Here is a 15,885-nt window from a genome sequence, read left to right as displayed (position 1 = left end):
GCCGCCGCGCGCCGGGTCCCGTACGGCGGCGTCGCGGTGTTCAGGCGAGCGGGACGGCGGCGCCGCAGTGCTCAAGCGAGCGGGACGGTGGTGCCGCGGTGCAAGGCGCGCGGGACGGCGGCGCCGCGGTGTTCAGGCGAGCGTGCAGACGAAGACGGCCGTGCCGGGCACCAGCCGCCCGCGCAGCGGGGACCAGCCGCCCCACACCTGCTGGTTCCACTCCGGCCACTCCGGCTCGACCAGATCCTCCAGCCGGAACCCGGCGCCCACCAGCTCCCGCACCCGGTCGCCCAGGGTGCGGTGGTGCTCCGCGTACACCGTCCGCCCCTCGCCGTCCTCCTCCACGTACGGCGTGCGGTCGAAGTAGGAGGCGAGGACGGTCAGCCCCTCGGGTCCCGGTTCGTCGGCCAGGGACCAGCGCAGCGGGTGGGTCAGGGAGAAGACCCAGCGGCCCCCGGGGCGCAGTACCCGGGCCACCTCGGCGAACACCCGCTCGGGGTCGGCGACGAACGGGACCGCGCCGAAGGCGGAGCAGGCCAGGTCGAAGGACCCGTCCGCGAAGGGCAGCGCCCTGGCGTCCGCCTCGACCAGCGGGAATCCCGGTCGGCCCGGGTCCCCGCCGCCGATCCGCAGCGCGTGCTGGAGCTGCCGGTGGGAGAGGTCGAGTGCGACGGGCCGTGCGCCCTGCGCGGCCAGCCAGCGGGAACACTGCGCCGCGCCCGCGCCCACCTCCAGCACGTCCAGCCCGCGGAGCTGCTCCGCGGGGCCGAGCAGTCCTGCCTCGGCCTCGTCCAGGCCCTCGGGGCCCCAGACGAAGCGCGCGTCGCCGAGGAACTCGCCGTGGTCGTTCTGGTACTCGTCCGCGTTCCGGTCCCACCAGCCGCGGTTGGCCCGGCTGGTCTCCCGGTCCCCGGCCGGCCGCCGCACGGCCTCGGCGTCGTCGTCGGCATCCCCGGCGTGTCCGGCGTGTCCGGCGTGCGCTGCGTCCCCCGCGCCGCCCTGGGAGCCGGGCGCGCCGCCGGACCGGTCCGCGTGATCACCGTGGGTCAGGGGGTGGACACCCTCGACGACCTCGTGCTTTTGTTCCATTGCGGCGCTCCCCGTACTCTCGGTGTTTCGGTGCCCCCGCAGTACGCCGCAGTGCGCCGTGGGGGGTCCCCCGGGGTATCCGGGCGGGCGGTCCGGCTCCCGGCGGCCCGGCTCCCGCCGCGGCCATCCGGCCGTGCGGAGCGGCGAGTTCTGCCGGGTATGGGGTGTTGCATCCCAGGTGTGCTCTTTCGCGCATTGACCATGCCCAGCGGCCCCCGTATGCTACAAGTTGCGCTGCGGGCCTGCGCGCCTCGGACCGAGCAGGCCGCGCTCGCATCGACTGTATGTCCCCTCGGGTTCCGGGTTTCCCAGGCTGTCCGGCTGACTTGCATGTGTGGTGCGTTCGAAGGGTCCTCGGCGTAGCAGTACCTACGACTTCATGTCCGTACCGGAGACCCTTTTCCACATGACGAGCAGCACCGAGACTTCCGCCACCACTCCGCAGGTTGCGGTCAACGACATCGGTTCCGAGGAAGCCTTCCTCGCCGCGATCGACGAGACGATCAAGTACTTCAACGACGGCGACATCGTCGACGGCGTCATCGTGAAGGTCGACCGGGACGAGGTCCTGCTCGACATCGGTTACAAGACCGAAGGTGTCATCCCTTCCCGAGAGCTGTCGATCAAGCACGACGTCGACCCGAACGAGGTCGTCGCCGTCGGTGACGAGATCGAGGCCCTCGTCCTCCAGAAGGAGGACAAGGAGGGGCGCCTGATCCTCTCGAAGAAGCGCGCCCAGTACGAGCGGGCCTGGGGCACCATCGAGAAGATCAAGGAAGAGGACGGCATCGTCACCGGTACCGTCATCGAGGTCGTCAAGGGTGGTCTCATCCTCGACATCGGCCTCCGCGGCTTCCTCCCGGCCTCGCTGGTCGAGATGCGCCGGGTGCGCGACCTCCAGCCGTACGTCGGCAAGGAGCTCGAAGCCAAGATCATCGAGCTGGACAAGAACCGCAACAACGTGGTTCTCTCCCGCCGCGCCTGGCTGGAGCAGACCCAGAGCGAGGTCCGCCAGACCTTCCTCACCACCCTCCAGAAGGGCCAGGTGCGCTCCGGCGTCGTCTCCTCCATCGTCAACTTCGGTGCCTTCGTGGACCTGGGCGGCGTCGACGGCCTGGTGCACGTCTCGGAGCTGTCCTGGAAGCACATCGACCACCCCTCCGAGGTCGTCGAGGTCGGCCAGGAGGTCACCGTCGAGGTGCTGGACGTCGACATGGACCGCGAGCGCGTGTCCCTGTCGCTCAAGGCCACCCAGGAAGACCCCTGGCAGCAGTTCGCCCGCACCCACCAGATCGGCCAGGTCGTCCCCGGCAAGGTCACCAAGCTGGTGCCGTTCGGTGCGTTCGTCCGCGTCGACGAGGGCATCGAGGGCCTGGTCCACATCTCCGAGCTGGCCGAGCGCCACGTGGAGATCCCGGAGCAGGTCGTCCAGGTCAACGACGAGATCTTCGTCAAGGTCATCGACATCGACCTGGAGCGCCGCCGCATCAGCCTCTCGCTGAAGCAGGCCAACGAGTCCTTCGGTGCGGACCCGACCGCGGTCGAGTTCGACCCGACGCTCTACGGCATGGCCGCGTCCTACGACGACCAGGGCAACTACATCTACCCCGAGGGCTTCGACCCGGAGGCCAACGACTGGCTGCCGGGCTACGAGAAGCAGCGCGAGGAGTGGGAGGGCCAGTACGCCCAGGCCCAGACCCGCTTCGAGCAGCACCAGGCGCAGGTCATCAAGTCCCGCGAGGCCGACGAGCAGGCCGCGGCCGAGGGTGCGACCGGCGGCGGCGCCGGCGCCCCGCAGGGCGGCGGTTCCGGCGGTGGCCAGGGCGGCGGCTCCTACTCGTCCGAGGGTTCGGACGAGGACTCGGGCGCGCTGGCCTCCGACGAGGCGCTTGCCGCGCTCCGCGAGAAGCTGGCCGGCGGCCAGAGCTGATCGCTCGCCGCGAGGCGAAGAGCGGAAAAGCGGAGCCGAGGCCCGCATCCCTCCGGGGGTGCGGGCCTCGGCCCGTTCCGGCCCGCTGCCGGATACCCGCGGGCCGCGGGAGGCACCCGGCGGCGCGCGGCTGCCCGGCGGTGCTCTTCGGCCGTCCGGCGGTGGCCTCCGCCCGTTCGGCGGTGGTCCTCCGATCGCCCGGAGGCCGACGCCGTCCTCCCGGAACGGCCGATCGTCCGGAGGGGGAATGCGGGCGCGGGGGCGGGGCGTTGGCAGGGGTATGGCACAGAAGCGGGAAGCGATGTACTCCTGGGACCAGGCGGGACTCGACGCGGTCGACGCGATCGTCGCCGAGCCGGACAGCGCCGGACTGGTGATGCTGTACCACCTCGAGGGCTTCATGGACGCAGGCGACACCGGTGAGCAGATCGTGGAGCGGCTGCTGGAGAGCCAGCCCTCCCGCACCGTCGCCCGTTTCGACGTCGACCGCCTGCTCGACTACCGGGCGCGCCGCCCGATGATGACCTTCCGCCGCGACCACTGGGTGTCCTACGAGACGCCCCGGCTGGAGCTGCGGCTGCTGCGGGACGCCACGGACGCACCGTTCCTGCTGCTGTCCGGCCCGGAGCCGGACAGCGAGTGGGAGGGCTTCACCGCGGCGCTCCGCGAGATCGTGGACCGGCTGCGGGTCCGGCTGTCGGTGACCTTCCACGGCATCCCGATGGGCGTCCCGCACACCCGTCCGGTCGGGCTCACCCCGCACGGGAACCGCACCGACCTGGTGCCCGGCCAGCGGTCCGCCTTCGACGAGGCCCAGGTCCCGGGCAGTGCCGCGGCGCTGACGGAGCTGCGGCTGGCGGAGAGCGGGCACGACGTGCTGGGGGTGGCCGCCCACGTCCCGCACTACATCGCCCGCTCGACCTATCCCGACGCCGCGCTCGTCGTGGCCGAGGCGATCACCTCGGCGACGGGGCTGGTCCTCCCGGAGGTGGCGCACGCGCTGCGGACGGAGGCGCTGCGCACCCAGAACGAGATCGAACGGCAGTTGGCCGAGGGAGACGAGGAACTGGTGTCGGTCGTCCGCGGCCTGGAGCAGCAGTACGACGCGGTGGCCGGTGCCGAGACCCGCGGCAATCTGGTGGCCGAGCCCGCCGAACTGCCCTCCGCCGAGGAGCTGGGGGCGGTCTTCGAGCAGTTCCTCGCCGATCGTGAAGGTCAGCAGGGCCCGGGTTCCGAGGGCGGACGCCAGGAGTGAGCCGGGCGGCCCCGCGGAGCCGCCCGGCCTCGCTGGCGACGGGCTGCCGCCCGGGTGCGGTCACCGGATAGCGTGGGCCGCATGGTGAAGGTGGGTCTGACGGGTGGGATCGGCTCGGGCAAGAGCGAAGTCGCACGACTGTTCGCCGAGTGCGGGGCGGTGGTCGTCGACGCGGACCGCATCGCGCGGGAGGTCGTGGAACCGGGCACCCCGGGCCTGGCGGCGCTCGTCGACGAGTTCGGTGCGGAGGTCCTGACCCCGGACGGCCGCCTGGACCGGCCGCGGCTGGCCTCCCTCGTCTTCGCCGACCCGGAGCGGCGCGCGGCGCTCAACGCGATCGTGCACCCCCTGGTGGGGGAGCGCTCCGCCGAACTGGAGCGGGCGGCACGGGAGGCCGACCCGGACGCGGTCGTCGTCCACGACGTACCGCTGCTGGTGGAGAACGGACTCGCGCCGCTCTACGACACGGTCGTCGTCGTGGACGCCGCCGCCGAGACCCGGCTCGACCGCCTGGTGCGGCTGCGCGGCACGGACGAGGACGAGGCGCGCGCCCGGATGGCCGCGCAGGCGAGTCGCGAGGAGCGGCTGGCCGTCGCCGACATCGTGATCGACAACAACGGTCCGCTGGCGGAGCTGGCGCCCCGGGTGCGCGAGATCTGGAACGCACTCCGCGGCTGACCCGTTGTCCGCTGCCGAGCGCCGAGCGCCGAGCGCCGAGCGCCGAGCGCCGAGCGCTGAGGGCTGAGGGCTGAGGGCCGAGCGCCGAGGGCTGAGGGCCGAGCGCCGAGGGCTGAGGGCTGAGGGCCGAGGGCTGAGGGCTGAGCGTCGAGCGGCCGGGGCTGACCGCCCACCGTCGGCCGCCGACCGTTGTTCCGGATCGGCCGCGACAGGTGGTGCAGCGGCGGCGCGTCCCCGCCGACCGCGTCCCACCGGCACGCGGCCCGTTCGTTCCGCCCCGCCGGGGGCATATGCTTCCCAGCCTCCGGCCGCAGCTCCGCCCCGGGAATGGCCGCGGGCGGTCCGGCGTTGTGCCGAGGCGTCAGCCGACGGAAGGGCAGTGCTGTGACGAGCCCCGAGACGAACCTCATCCAGTTCCGCGCGGCGGAGCAGTTGCTGGCGGCGCGCGACCCGCGCGGCGCGGTCGACCTGCTGGACAACGTGATCGACGAGCACCCTGAACACCGGGGCGCACGCCTGCTGCGCGCCCGCGCCTACTTCCTGGAGGCCCGGCTGCGGTCGGCCGAGCAGGAGTTCCAGTGGGTGCTGGAGCGCGAGCCGGACAACGCGTTCGCACATTTCGCCCTCGCCCGTACGCTCCAGCGCGCCTCCCGGGACGAGGAGGCACGCGCCCACTTCAAGCTCGCCGCCGCACTCGATCCCCGGCCGGACTTCGTGGAGGCCGCCGGTTTCGAGAGCTTCGAGCCCCCCGGCCCCGGGACGACGGACCTGGGCAACTGACCCGCGGAGCGGGACCGGGGCCCGGGCCGGTCAGCGTGGCCGCGACCGCGGCTGCGGCTGTGACCGCGGCACCGTCTCGGCGGCGGCCGCGACGGCCAGCAGATCGGCCTCCCGGCCGTGCGCGGCCACGAGCTGCAGCCCGACCGGCTCACCGGCCCCGGTCCGCCCGGCGGGGAGGCTGAGGGCCGGGTGCCCGGTGATGTTGAAGGCCCAGGTGAGAGCGACGCTCATGTCCCCTCCCGGGCCGCTGTGGCCGTGTGGCGGGTTGGGAGTGGTCGGTGTGGCGAGCAGCTCGACCGCGCCGAAGACCCGGTCCAGCTCGGCCGCCAGCTCCGCGCCCGTGCGGTCGGCCGACGCGGCGGCTCCCGGGTCGGCGACCGTGCCGCTTTCCGCGCCGTCTTCCGTGCCGGCGGCCGTCCCCGGAGGGCGGCGGGCCCGGAGCACCCGCCAGCAGTCGGCGGCATCCGGCAGCCGGACGGCGGCGGACTGCGGGGCGACGGCGCCGGCCCGGGCCAGCCCGTCCAGGAAGGCACGCGCCGTCGCGGCAACCGGCTCCCGCGTGTCGGCGCAGCCCAGGGTGGCCGACCACGCCGTGCGCAGCGGGCGCTCCGGGGGCCCGGGGGCGGGTGCGCGGGTGCCGGTGAGGGCGGCGAAGCAGGCGGCGGCGTCGGCCGCGGTGCGCGCCAGCGGCCCGGGCACGCTCCGCCGGGGACGTCCGGCCGGGCTGCCGGGTACGGGCAGCAGTCCGCCCGTCGGCTTCAGGCCGAGCACCGCGCACCACGCGGCCGGGATCCGTACGGAGCCCGCCCCGTCGCTCCCGGTGGCGAGCGGAACCATCCCGGCCGCCACCGCGGCGGCCGAACCGGCCGAGGAACCGCCCGGACTCAGATCCGCCCGCAGCGGGTTGCGGGTCCGTCCCCGGTCGGTGGTCCCCCACGTCTGCCACGGGGTTCCGGGGCCGGGGACGGCGGTGGCACCGACCGGCACACATCCGGCCGCGACCAGCCGGGCCACGGACGGTGCCGAGAGCCGCTGCGTGGCCTTGACCCCCAGTGGCACTCCGGCCAGCGGCAGCCGGGCGCCGTCCCGGACGGCGCGGTCGACGGCAGCCGCGTACTCCAGGGCCCGCGCGGGCCACACCGTGCTGAATGCTCTGATCGCGGTGTCGGCTTCCGCGATGCGGGCCAGCGCTTCCCGCATCACCTCGCGCGCCGTGATGCGGCCTGCGGTCACCTCGGCGGCGATCCCGACCGCCGACATCGGCTCGCGGGCCGTGGGGCCCGGCGGACGCGACGATGCGCCGACTGACGTCCACACGCGCTCCCCGGTCACGGGGAAACGGTACAACCGGGTGCGGCCTGGCGGCCCCGTCCCCGGGCGAACTACCGTGGTGGACATGGACGTTGCCACCGCGCTCAGCCTCGCCACCGCCGCCGCCGCTTCCGCCGCAGGCGGTGCTGCCGACGCGGCCGGGCAGTCCGCCTGGGAGTCCCTGCTCTCGCTCGTGCGCAGGGTGGGCGGCCGCCGGGGCGACGGCGACCACGGTGAGGGCCGGCTGGCGGTCGTCGACCCGGCGGACAGCGGGCAGGTCGGTGCTCTCACCGGCTGGCTGGACGAGCAGGCACGGGCGGACGAGGAGTTCGCGGCCCTGCTGCGCGGCTGGGCCGAGCGGCACGCTCCCGCGCTGCGGGCCGAGCGCTCCGAGGTCCGCAACACCGTCTCGGGCTCGGCGCAGGTGCAGGGGCCGGTGATCCAGGCCCGGGACATCCACGGCGGCGTCAACCTGGGCTGAGCCCCCTCCCCTGCGTGCCGGGCACCGTCCGAGCCGGGCCTCTCCGGAGCGCCGCCGGGCTTGTCGGTGGCCGCTCCTAGACTCGTTCCACGAGTGCGGGCCAGGTGTGCGGCCCGTCGGCCTGCTGTCGGCCGGTGCGGTGTGGAGCGAGGGCGGAAGCGAGGACGCGGATGGGTCCGGGGAGCGGTGCGGGCCTCCTGAGGTGTGCCGCGGTGTTCCTGCCGGGCGAGGTGCCCCGGCAGGGGCGCGTGGCGTTCTGGCGGGACGACGGGGGCGAGCTGCCCGAGCAGGGGGAGCCGGAAGAGCTCACGGTGGTCCGGCCGCACGGCAAAGGAGTGCGGCAGCGCACGGTGCCGGCCCGTCGGCTGCCGGTGCGCGCGGCCCTGCCCGTGTTGATGCGGGCGCGTACGGACGGTGGCGCGCACCCCGCGGCCGCCTGCTGGGGCGCGGCGGCGCTGCACGGACTGCGGCTGGTGGCCCGCGGACGCCTGGTGCCGGGCCTGGGCGAGGGGGACGTGGACGTGTGGCGGGCGGGCCCGCTCGACCCGGAGGACATGGCGCAGTTGCGGGCGGTGGCCGCCGCGATGCCGCCGGAGGCGCACGCGGTACCGGTTCCGCGGGAGCCCGCCGATTCCGGGGGCCGGGCGGCGGGCGAGCCGCTGCGGGTCCCGGACCCCGAGGCACTCGTGCGGGACTTCCTGGACGCGGTCGCCGACGTGCTGCCCCGCACCCCCGCCGGGTCCGCGGTGGCGGGGCCGGCGTTCGCGGACGCGGGGCGGCAGCGGCTCACCGAGCAGTATCCGCGGCTGCGGGAGTGGGCGGGTGAGGTGGCCGCGGGTACCGATGCGGGCATCCGCGTCTCCCTGCGGCTCGACCTGTCGGCGGACCGCATCTTCGACGGCGGCCCGGAGCCCGAGGATCCGGAGGACCGGCTGCCGGACGCCGACCGGGAGGGCACGGACGGGTGGCTCGCCCCGGAGCGGCTCGCCCCGGAGCAGAGCGGCCAGGAACGGACTGCCCCCGAGCAGCCCGGCCCGCAGCGGACCGACCCCGAGCAGCCCGGCCCGGAGCAGCCTGGCCCGCAGCAGCCCGGTCCGGAGCGGACCGGCACGGCGGCGGAGCCGTATGTCGCGGCCGCGGTCGTCCAGGCCACCAGCGTCGCGGATCCCGCACTTGTCGCGGACGTGGCCGCGCTGTGGCACGGCGAGGCGGAGCACCTCGGGCCGCGGGCCCGGGTGGACACGGTGCTGGCGGTGCGGCGTGCCGCGCGCGCCTGGCCGCCGCTGGAGCGGCTGCTGGAGCGGCCCGCCCCCGATGTGCTGCCGCTGACCGAGACGGAGTTGAACGACCTGCTGGGCCGGGCGGCCCGGGACCTGGCCGCGGCGGAGGTGGCCGTGCACTGGCCGCGTGCCCTGGCCCGGGAGCTGTTGAGCGCAACGGCGGTGGTGCGTCCGGGCCCGCAGGCGCCGGGGTCGGCGGCCGACGGGTTCGGCTTCTTCAAGGAGCAGCAGCTTCTGGAGTTCCGCTGGCAGCTTGCGCTGGACGGGGACCCGCTCACCGAGGCGGAGATGGACGAGCTGGCTGAGGCGCACCGCCCGCTGGTGCGGCTGCGCGACCAGTGGGTGCAGGTCGACCCGGAACTCGTGCGCAAAGCACGCAAGCGGCACCTGGGGCTCCTCTCGCCCGGCGACGCACTGGCCGCGGCCCTCTCCGGAGAGGCCGAGGTGGACGGGGAACAGGTGGAGGCGGTTCCGGTGGGCGCCCTTGCGGCGCTCCGGGACACCCTGCGCACCGCCACCGACCCGGACCGGGCCGCAGTGGCCGCCCCCGCCCGGCTGCACGCCCGGCTGCGGGACTACCAGCGCCAAGGGCTCGGCTGGCTGGAGTCGATGACGTCGCTGGGACTGGGCGGCTGCCTCGCCGACGACATGGGGCTGGGCAAGACCGTCACCCTCATCGCGCTCCATCTGCGCCGTGCCGAGCGCGGCGCGACGGCGCCGACACTGGTGGTCTGCCCCGCCTCACTGCTGGGCAACTGGCAGCGGGAGCTGGCCCGGTTCGCGCCCGATGTGCCGGTACGCCGCTACCACGGTCCCGGACGCACCCTGGAGGGGCTGGAGCGCGGCGGCCCCGGAGCAGCCGCGGGACCGGAATCGGACGCGGGGTTCGTCCTGACGACGTACGGCACCCTGCGCGGCAGCGCGGAACAGCTCGCCGGACAGGCGTGGGGGCTGGTCGTCGCGGACGAGGCCCAGCACGTCAAGAACGCGGGCTCCGCGACGGCGCGTGCGCTGCGCACTCTTCCGGCGGCCGCCCGGATCGCCCTCACCGGTACCCCCGTGGAGAACAACCTCTCCGAGCTGTGGGCCCTGCTCGACTGGACCACCCCCGGACTGCTGGGCCCGCTCAAGACCTTCCGCGCCCGGCACGCCAGAGCCGTGGAGGGCGGTGAGGACCCCGAGGCGACGCAGCGGCTGGCCCGGCTCGTGCGGCCCTTCCTGCTGCGCCGCAGGAAGTCCGACCCCGGCATCGTCCCCGAGCTGCCGCCCAAGACGGAGACGGACCACACGGTCGAGCTCAGCCGGGAGCAGGCGTCCCTGTACGAGGCGGTGGTGCGGGAGACCCTGGCGCGGATCGCGGAGGCGACGGGCATGGAGCGGCGGGGCCTGGTGATGAAGCTGCTGACCGCGCTCAAGCAGATCTGCAACCACCCGGCCCAGTATCTGCGGGAGGGGCCGGGCGGACGGCTCCCCGGCCGCTCCGGCAAGCTCGGGCTGCTGGACGAACTGCTGGGCACGATCCTGGCCGAGGGCGGTTCGGTGCTGGTGTTCACGCAGTACGTGGAGATGGCCCGGCTGCTCCGGGCGCATCTCGCCGACCGCCGCGTCGCCGCCCAGCTCCTGCACGGCGGGACACCGGTGGGCCGCCGGGAGGAACTGGTGGACGCCTTCCAGTCCGGTGCGGTCCCCGTCTTCCTGCTGTCGCTCAGGGCGGCGGGCACCGGCCTCAACCTCACCCGCGCCGGACACGTCGTCCACTTCGACCGCTGGTGGAACCCGGCGGTCGAGGAGCAGGCCACCGACCGGGCGTACCGCATCGGCCAGACGCAGCCCGTCCAGGTGCACCGGCTGCTGACCCGGGGCACCGTCGAGGACCGCATCGCCCGGCTGCTGACGGCCAAGCAGCGGTTGGCCGACGCCGTGCTCAGCGGGGGAGAGGCCGCGCTGACGGAGCTGACCGACGCCGAACTGGCGGATCTGGTGGCGCTGCGGAGGCAGCCGTGAGCGCCGCCGCACGCGGCCCCGGGGCCGTGCCGGCGCAACCGGCAGGGAGTTGGGGTGCTGCCTGGCTGCGTGCGATGGAGGGGGCGGCGCAGGACACCGCCCGGTTGGCGCGCGGCCGCGCCTACGCGGGTACCGGCCCGGAGGCGGCCCGCGGCGCGGCCGGAGCCGGTGCGGTGTCCGCACCGCGGGTGGGAACGGGACGCGTCCTGGCGTATGTGCGCGGCAGCCGCGCCCGCCCCTACCGCGCCGAATGGCGGCTCCCCGTGCTGTCCGAGGAGGAGTGGGCGACGTTCCTGACCGCTGTCGCCGCCCGCCCGGTGCTGGCGGCGGCGCTGCTGGACGGTGAACTCCCGTACGGTGCGGTGCCCGTGGCGCACGAGGCGGGGATCCGGCTGCTGCCCGGTGCCGGAGACCTGCTGCCCGCGTGCAGTTGCCCGGACCGCGGACACCCGTGCAAGCACGCGGCGGCGCTCGGCTACGAGACCGGACGGCTGCTGGACGCCGACCCCTGGGCGCTGCTGCTGATGCGGGGCCGGGCCGCGGAGGCGGTGCGGGCGGAGGTCGCGCGCCTCGGCGCGGCCCGTGCCGGTCGGTCCGCGGAGCACACCCGCACCCGCGGCGGCGGGGCGCCACCGCGCAGGTCCCGCGGGGACGCCGACGGCCCGCCGTTCGACCGGCGGCCGCGCGGTACGCGGCTCGCCACCGAGGTGTTCGCGACCGCCGTGCGGCCTCCGCTCCCGGAGCCGCAGCCGCTGCCGGACACCCCGACCGAGCCGGGGGTCTATCCCGAACTGCCCGGCGCACCCGGTGCCGAGGCGCTCGCCTTCCTCGCGGCCGACGCGGCCGTCCGGGCCCGGCACGCGCTCTCGGCCGTGCTGGAGGAGGACGACGGTGCGGGGCGCAGCGCCGTGGGGGAGCACGATCCGCTGCCCGACCTGTCGCGCTGGCACGACACCGTGCGCCTCGCCGCCACCCACCCGCAGTTGACCGGTCGCGGCACCCTCTCCGCGCGTTTCGCCCGTCTGGCCCGGTCGGTCGGCCGGGATCCGCTGGAGTTGGCCCGGGCTGCCGCGGCCTGGCGGCAGGGCGGTCCCGCGGGACTGGCCGTGCTGGAGGCCGTCTGGGACCCGCCGGCGGGCGACTTCGACCGCGGGCGCAGCGCCTTGGCGGGCCTGGGGATGGTGATGACCATCCACCGCAACCAGCTCACCCACACCACGCGCCCCGTCCAGCTCCGCTTCGGGGGCGACGGCCGCTGGTACCCCTACCGGGATGCCTCCGGTCCGGGGCCCGCCGGCCGAAGCGGCTCCGGCCGGGACGGCTCCGGGCCGGCAGCCGACTGGTGGCCCGAAGGCCCCTCCGCGGCCGACCCGGTGCAGGCGCTCACCGGGCTCGGGCAGCGCTGACCGTCGCGGCGGCCCGGAGCGCGCTCCGGGCCGCCGGTGCGCGGACCCGGGAGGGGTGCTGTCACCCGGAGCGAGTACTCTGCGCCGAACGCAGAGACAGCGCCGTATCCGCGGCGAACGGAGCGAGGAGCGGTCCGATGGCCTTTCGCAAGGCGACGATGAAGAAGCAGGTGGCCGAGGCCATCGCCCAACAGGCGCCCGGAGACCGCCCGCTGGTGTCGGTCGGAGCTGTCGCGGGGCCCACGCCGTGGCTCAGCGTCGGTTTCCTCGGCCTGATCGGCCAGTTCCTCATCAAGTACTACTTCATTACGGTCACCGAACAGGCCCTGCTGGTGCAGCGGATGTCCCGGTTCTCGCAGCGCCCGAAGGAAATCGTGCACGCGATCCCGCGGGACCAGGCCGGCTCGCTCTTCGGCGAGATCCAGCTCAACCCCCTGTGGAGCTTCTACCACATGGCGCTGCCGGGCGAGGCCAAGCCGGTGCGCATCAACGTGCACCGCATCTGGCGCAACGAGTTGGAGGAACTGCTCGCGGTGGTCGGCGGCGGGCAGGGCGCCCCGCAGGGGTACGCCCCGCAGCAGGGCTACGCTCCTCCGGTCCAGCCGCAGCAGGGCTATGCTCCCCCGCAGCCACAGCAGGGTTATGCCCCGCAGCAGGGCTACGCTCCTCCGCAGCCGCAGCAGGGCTATGCGCCGCAGCCCCCGCAGGCCCACCCCCAGCCCGGGGGCCGGCCGCAGCCGGGCCCCGGCTACGGCCAGCCGCAGGCGCCTGGAGCCCCGGCGGCCCCGCCCCAGCAGCCCCCGCAGCAGCCCGGCCCGTACTACGGCAACCCCGGCCAGCAGCAGGGCGGTGCTCCCGCCGACCCCCGCGGCAACCCGTACGGCTGACCCCGCCTGCCCGCCTGCCCGCCTGCCCGCCTGCCCGCCTGCCCGCCTGCCCGCCTGCCCGCCCGGCGCCGCGCTCCGTGCGCGCGGCGCCGTCGCGGTGTGCCTACCGGGGTCGGCCCCCGGCGCCGCGCAGCCTTCCTGCGGCTCCACCCGCTGACCCGCCGCCGACGTGCCGACCGGCCGTCGGGCTGGAACCCTGGAGTGACCCGGAGCGCCGACACCGCTGACAGCATCGGCCCCGGCGCGGGTCCGGCGCGGGTCCGGCCCGGCCCCGGGCGATCCACCGGCGCCCCCGGAGGTCCGCGGGGCCGCCGTCGCGCAGGGCGCCGGGGCCGCGGAGAAGCGAGGGGCCGTACCGGGGAACAGCCGCCCGGGGCCCGGGAGTTGCCATGGCGGAGCGCGCCTGCGGGGCGTGTGTGCGAGGAGAGGCGGAGCGGACATGACGGCCACAGCGCGGGGCGCGGACGAGCAGGGAGCGCGGATGCGCTTGGCGGCGATGCCGGAGGACTGGACGCGGGCCCTGGCGGTCGTCGCCCATCCGGACGACATGGAGTACGGCGCCGCCGCAGCCGTGGCCGAGTGGACGGCACAGGGCAAGGACGTCGTCTATCTGCTCGCGACCCGGGGCGAGGCGGGTATCGAGACGATGGACCCGGCGGAGGCCGCCGGGGTCCGCGAGGCCGAACAGCGTGCCGGGTCGGCACACGTGGGCGTGACCGAGGTGGAGTTCCTCGACCACCGGGACGGGGTCCTGACGGAGGGGCCGGCGCTGCGGAGCGACATCGCGGCGGCGATCCGCAGGCACCGTCCGGAGCTGGTCCTCACCCTGAACCACCACGACACCTGGGGCGGCGGCCCCGGCAGTCCGTGGAACACCCCCGACCACCGCGCGCTGGGCCGCTCGGTCCTCGACGCCGTGGGGGACGCGGGCAACCGGTGGATCTTCAGCGAACAGTTCGACGTGGACGGCGTCCTGCCGTGGGACGGAGTGCGGTGGGTGGCCGTCTTCGCCTCACCGGGAGTCACGCACGCGGTGTCGGTGGGGGAGGAGGCGGCCCGCAAGGGGGTCGCCTCGCTGCTGGAGCACCGTGCCTACATCGAGGCGCTCACCGACGAGGACCCGGAGATGTATGCGCGGTCGATCGTGCACGGGGGGCTGGACCTGCACGCCGACCGGAACGGCGGACAGCGCGCGGTGGCCTTCGAACTCCACGCGCGCTGACCCGGCTGACCCGGCGGCGCCACGGCGCCCGGCCCCGCGCCGCCCGGTCCTGCCTCCGCCTGTGGCCCGCGCCTGCCGCCGCGGCGACGGCCTGCCGCGCGGCGGCGGACGCGCCGCGGCGTCCTCGGCCGACGCCGCGGACGGTCTCCCTCAGCGCCGTACCGCGACAGTCACCGTCAGCACCGTGACGGGGATCAGCAGCGCCGCTGCCAGCAGGTTGAGCCAGCCGTAACCGGCCTGGGCGACCACCAGCCCGGAGAGCGCGCCGCCGACCCCGGCGGCCGAGTTCATGATCAGGTCGGAGAAGCCCTGCACGGCGGCGCGGGCCCGCTGCGGTACGGAGTCGGTCAGCAGCGCGGACCCGGCGACCAGCCCCGCGGACCAGCCCAGTCCGAGCAGGAACAGCCCGGCGGCCGACTGCGCGTGGTTCCCGTCCGCCGTCCCGGCCAGCGCGGTCGCGCACCCGAGCAGCCCCGCGCCCACCAGGATGACGCTGAACCTGCCGATCCGGTCCGCGAGCCAGCCCATCACGGGCGAGAAGGCGTACATACCGGCGATGTGGCCGCTGAGCACGAGTCCGATCAGCTCCACCCCGGCGCCGTGCCCGCCCAGGTCCACCGGGGTCATCACCATCACCGAGACCATGACCGTGTGCGAGCCGGCTATCGCGGCCAGCGCGACGCGGGCGGGCGCCGAGGCCGCCACCGCGGCCAGCCCGGCCCGCAGCGACCGCCCTCCGTCGCCTTCGTCCGACTGCCGGCCGCCGCCGTGCCCGTCCGACTTCCGGCCTCCGTCGTGCCCGTCCGACTGCCGGCCTCCGCCGTCCTCGTCCGACTTCCGGCCGCCGTCGGCCGCCGTCCGGGCCAGTGCGCGGGCCGTCAGCAGCGGATCGGGACGCAGCAGCACGTGCAGCAGCCCTCCGGCGAGCAGGAAGACCGCCGTGCCCCACAGGAAGGGTCCGGCCGTCTCCGGCACCCCGAGGCCCGCCACGCTCCTCCCGGCGGGCCCCGCGATGTTCGGACCCAGGACCGCGCCGACCGTGGTCGCCCACACCACCGTGGAGATGGCCCGCGCCCGGTGCAGCGGCTCGGCCAGGTCGGCGGCGGCGAAGCGGGCCTGGAGATTGGCGGTGTTGCTCGCGCCGAAGGCGGCCATGCCCACCAGCAGCAGCGGGAAGTTCCGCAGCGCGGCGCCGGTCACCACGACCAGCCCCCCGACGGCCGCCACCGCGTAGGCGGACGTCAGACCGACGCGCCTTCCGCGCCGCGCCATCAGCGCCGCGCACGGCAGGGACAGCAGCGCCGTCCCGATCACCGAGGACGTGGACGCCAGCCCTGCGACGGCCTCGGAGCCCCCGATGTCCTCGGCCAGTACGGCGGCCAGCGCCACCGCCGTGGAGACTCCCAGTCCGCCGAGGATCTGGCTGAGTACCAGGGCCAGCCGCACCCGCCGCCGGACGGCCCGCAGATCGATGCCGCCGTCCGCCGCCTGTTCCCCGGCGGCGTGCTCCTCCGGGCCGCGCTCTCCGAGTCCTCCGGGCCGCGGGCTGCCCGGCGTGAGCC

12 protein-coding genes are annotated in these 15,885 nt (G+C 75.5%); 9 read left to right on the top strand and 3 right to left on the bottom strand.

The window, feature by feature from the left end:
* Window positions 1–132: 132 nt before the first annotated feature.
* The gene (locus tag BMX65_RS00735; protein WP_239501770.1) at window positions 133–1,089 is read right to left on the bottom strand and encodes a class I SAM-dependent methyltransferase; all 957 of its coding nucleotides are present in this window, start codon (window positions 1,087–1,089) and stop codon (window positions 133–135) included.
* A 406-nt stretch (window positions 1,090–1,495) separates the two neighbouring features.
* Between BMX65_RS00735 and rpsA the strand changes: the two genes are divergently transcribed.
* From rpsA to BMX65_RS00710, 4 genes are all read left to right on the top strand, one after another.
* Window positions 1,496–3,019: a 30S ribosomal protein S1 gene (rpsA, locus tag BMX65_RS00730; RefSeq protein ID WP_074998141.1), complete on the top strand. Its 1,524-nt coding sequence runs from the start codon at window positions 1,496–1,498 to the stop codon at window positions 3,017–3,019.
* Window positions 3,020–3,299: 280 nt separating this feature from the next.
* The gene (locus BMX65_RS00725; RefSeq protein WP_074998140.1) at window positions 3,300–4,274 is read left to right on the top strand and encodes a PAC2 family protein; all 975 of its coding nucleotides are present in this window, start codon (window positions 3,300–3,302) and stop codon (window positions 4,272–4,274) included.
* An 81-nt stretch (window positions 4,275–4,355) separates the two neighbouring features.
* Window positions 4,356–4,952, top strand: a complete 597-nt coding sequence (coaE, locus tag BMX65_RS00720; protein WP_074998139.1) for a dephospho-CoA kinase — start codon at window positions 4,356–4,358, stop codon at window positions 4,950–4,952.
* A 327-nt stretch (window positions 4,953–5,279) separates the two neighbouring features.
* Window positions 5,280–5,732: a tetratricopeptide repeat protein gene (locus BMX65_RS00710; protein WP_074998138.1), complete on the top strand. Its 453-nt coding sequence runs from the start codon at window positions 5,280–5,282 to the stop codon at window positions 5,730–5,732.
* A 30-nt stretch (window positions 5,733–5,762) separates the two neighbouring features.
* Here the strand turns inward: BMX65_RS00710 and BMX65_RS00705 are convergent, their stop codons facing one another.
* A complete protein-coding gene (locus BMX65_RS00705; protein WP_342342264.1) occupies window positions 5,763–7,064 on the bottom strand; it encodes an amidase family protein in 1,302 nt (433 codons plus the stop codon).
* 64 nt (window positions 7,065–7,128) lie between these two features.
* Here BMX65_RS00705 and BMX65_RS00700 point away from each other — a divergent pair, with 64 nt between their 5' ends.
* The 5 genes from BMX65_RS00700 to BMX65_RS00680 all read left to right on the top strand — a co-directional run bounded on the left by BMX65_RS00700 (window position 7,129) and on the right by BMX65_RS00680 (window position 14,323).
* A complete protein-coding gene (locus BMX65_RS00700; protein ID WP_074998710.1) occupies window positions 7,129–7,524 on the top strand; it encodes a hypothetical protein in 396 nt (131 codons plus the stop codon).
* Window positions 7,525–7,694: 170 nt separating this feature from the next.
* The gene (locus BMX65_RS00695; RefSeq protein ID WP_239501769.1) at window positions 7,695–10,808 is read left to right on the top strand and encodes a DEAD/DEAH box helicase; all 3,114 of its coding nucleotides are present in this window, start codon (window positions 7,695–7,697) and stop codon (window positions 10,806–10,808) included.
* Window positions 10,805–12,214, top strand: coding sequence for an SWIM zinc finger family protein (locus tag BMX65_RS00690; RefSeq protein ID WP_143081793.1), 1,410 nt, complete (start codon window positions 10,805–10,807; stop codon window positions 12,212–12,214). Before BMX65_RS00695 ends, BMX65_RS00690 begins: the two co-directional genes overlap by 4 nt.
* 137 nt (window positions 12,215–12,351) lie before the next feature.
* On the top strand, window positions 12,352–13,101 hold the full coding sequence (locus BMX65_RS00685) for a hypothetical protein (RefSeq protein WP_074998135.1): 750 nt from the start codon (window positions 12,352–12,354) through the stop codon (window positions 13,099–13,101).
* Between the two features lie 439 nt (window positions 13,102–13,540).
* Complete coding sequence (locus BMX65_RS00680; RefSeq protein WP_074998134.1) at window positions 13,541–14,323, top strand: PIG-L deacetylase family protein; 783 nt, start codon at window positions 13,541–13,543, stop codon at window positions 14,321–14,323.
* A gap of 150 nt (window positions 14,324–14,473) precedes the next feature.
* On the opposite strand, the gene BMX65_RS00675 is transcribed toward BMX65_RS00680, so the two are convergent.
* A complete protein-coding gene (locus tag BMX65_RS00675; RefSeq protein ID WP_074998708.1) occupies window positions 14,474–15,796 on the bottom strand; it encodes an MFS transporter in 1,323 nt (440 codons plus the stop codon).
* Window positions 15,797–15,885 lie beyond the last annotated feature (89 nt).

Origin of the sequence: Streptomyces qinglanensis (assembly GCF_900111245.1) — a bacterium.
Classification (GTDB): domain Bacteria; phylum Actinomycetota; class Actinomycetes; order Streptomycetales; family Streptomycetaceae; genus Streptomyces; species Streptomyces qinglanensis.
Note: the sequence above shows the minus strand (reverse complement) of the source record. Positions and strands in the feature narration are given on the sequence as shown.

What these genes read in the sequence shown, in the direction of transcription:
- BMX65_RS00695 (WP_239501769.1), top strand. Translation starts at nt 7,695, where the DNA reads ATGGGTCCGGGGAGCGGTGCGGGCCTCCTGAGGTGTGCCGCGGTGTTC.
- coaE (WP_074998139.1), top strand. Translation starts at nt 4,356, where the DNA reads ATGGTGAAGGTGGGTCTGACGGGTGGGATCGGCTCGGGCAAGAGCGAA.
- BMX65_RS00725 (WP_074998140.1), top strand. Translation starts at nt 3,300, where the DNA reads ATGGCACAGAAGCGGGAAGCGATGTACTCCTGGGACCAGGCGGGACTC.
- rpsA (WP_074998141.1), top strand. Translation starts at nt 1,496, where the DNA reads ATGACGAGCAGCACCGAGACTTCCGCCACCACTCCGCAGGTTGCGGTC.
- BMX65_RS00685 (WP_074998135.1), top strand. Translation starts at nt 12,352, where the DNA reads ATGGCCTTTCGCAAGGCGACGATGAAGAAGCAGGTGGCCGAGGCCATC.
- BMX65_RS00735 (WP_239501770.1), bottom strand. Translation starts at nt 1,089, where the DNA reads ATGGAACAAAAGCACGAGGTCGTCGAGGGTGTCCACCCCCTGACCCAC.
- BMX65_RS00710 (WP_074998138.1), top strand. Translation starts at nt 5,280, where the DNA reads ATGGCCGCGGGCGGTCCGGCGTTGTGCCGAGGCGTCAGCCGACGGAAG.
- BMX65_RS00680 (WP_074998134.1), top strand. Translation starts at nt 13,541, where the DNA reads ATGACGGCCACAGCGCGGGGCGCGGACGAGCAGGGAGCGCGGATGCGC.
- BMX65_RS00700 (WP_074998710.1), top strand. Translation starts at nt 7,129, where the DNA reads ATGGACGTTGCCACCGCGCTCAGCCTCGCCACCGCCGCCGCCGCTTCC.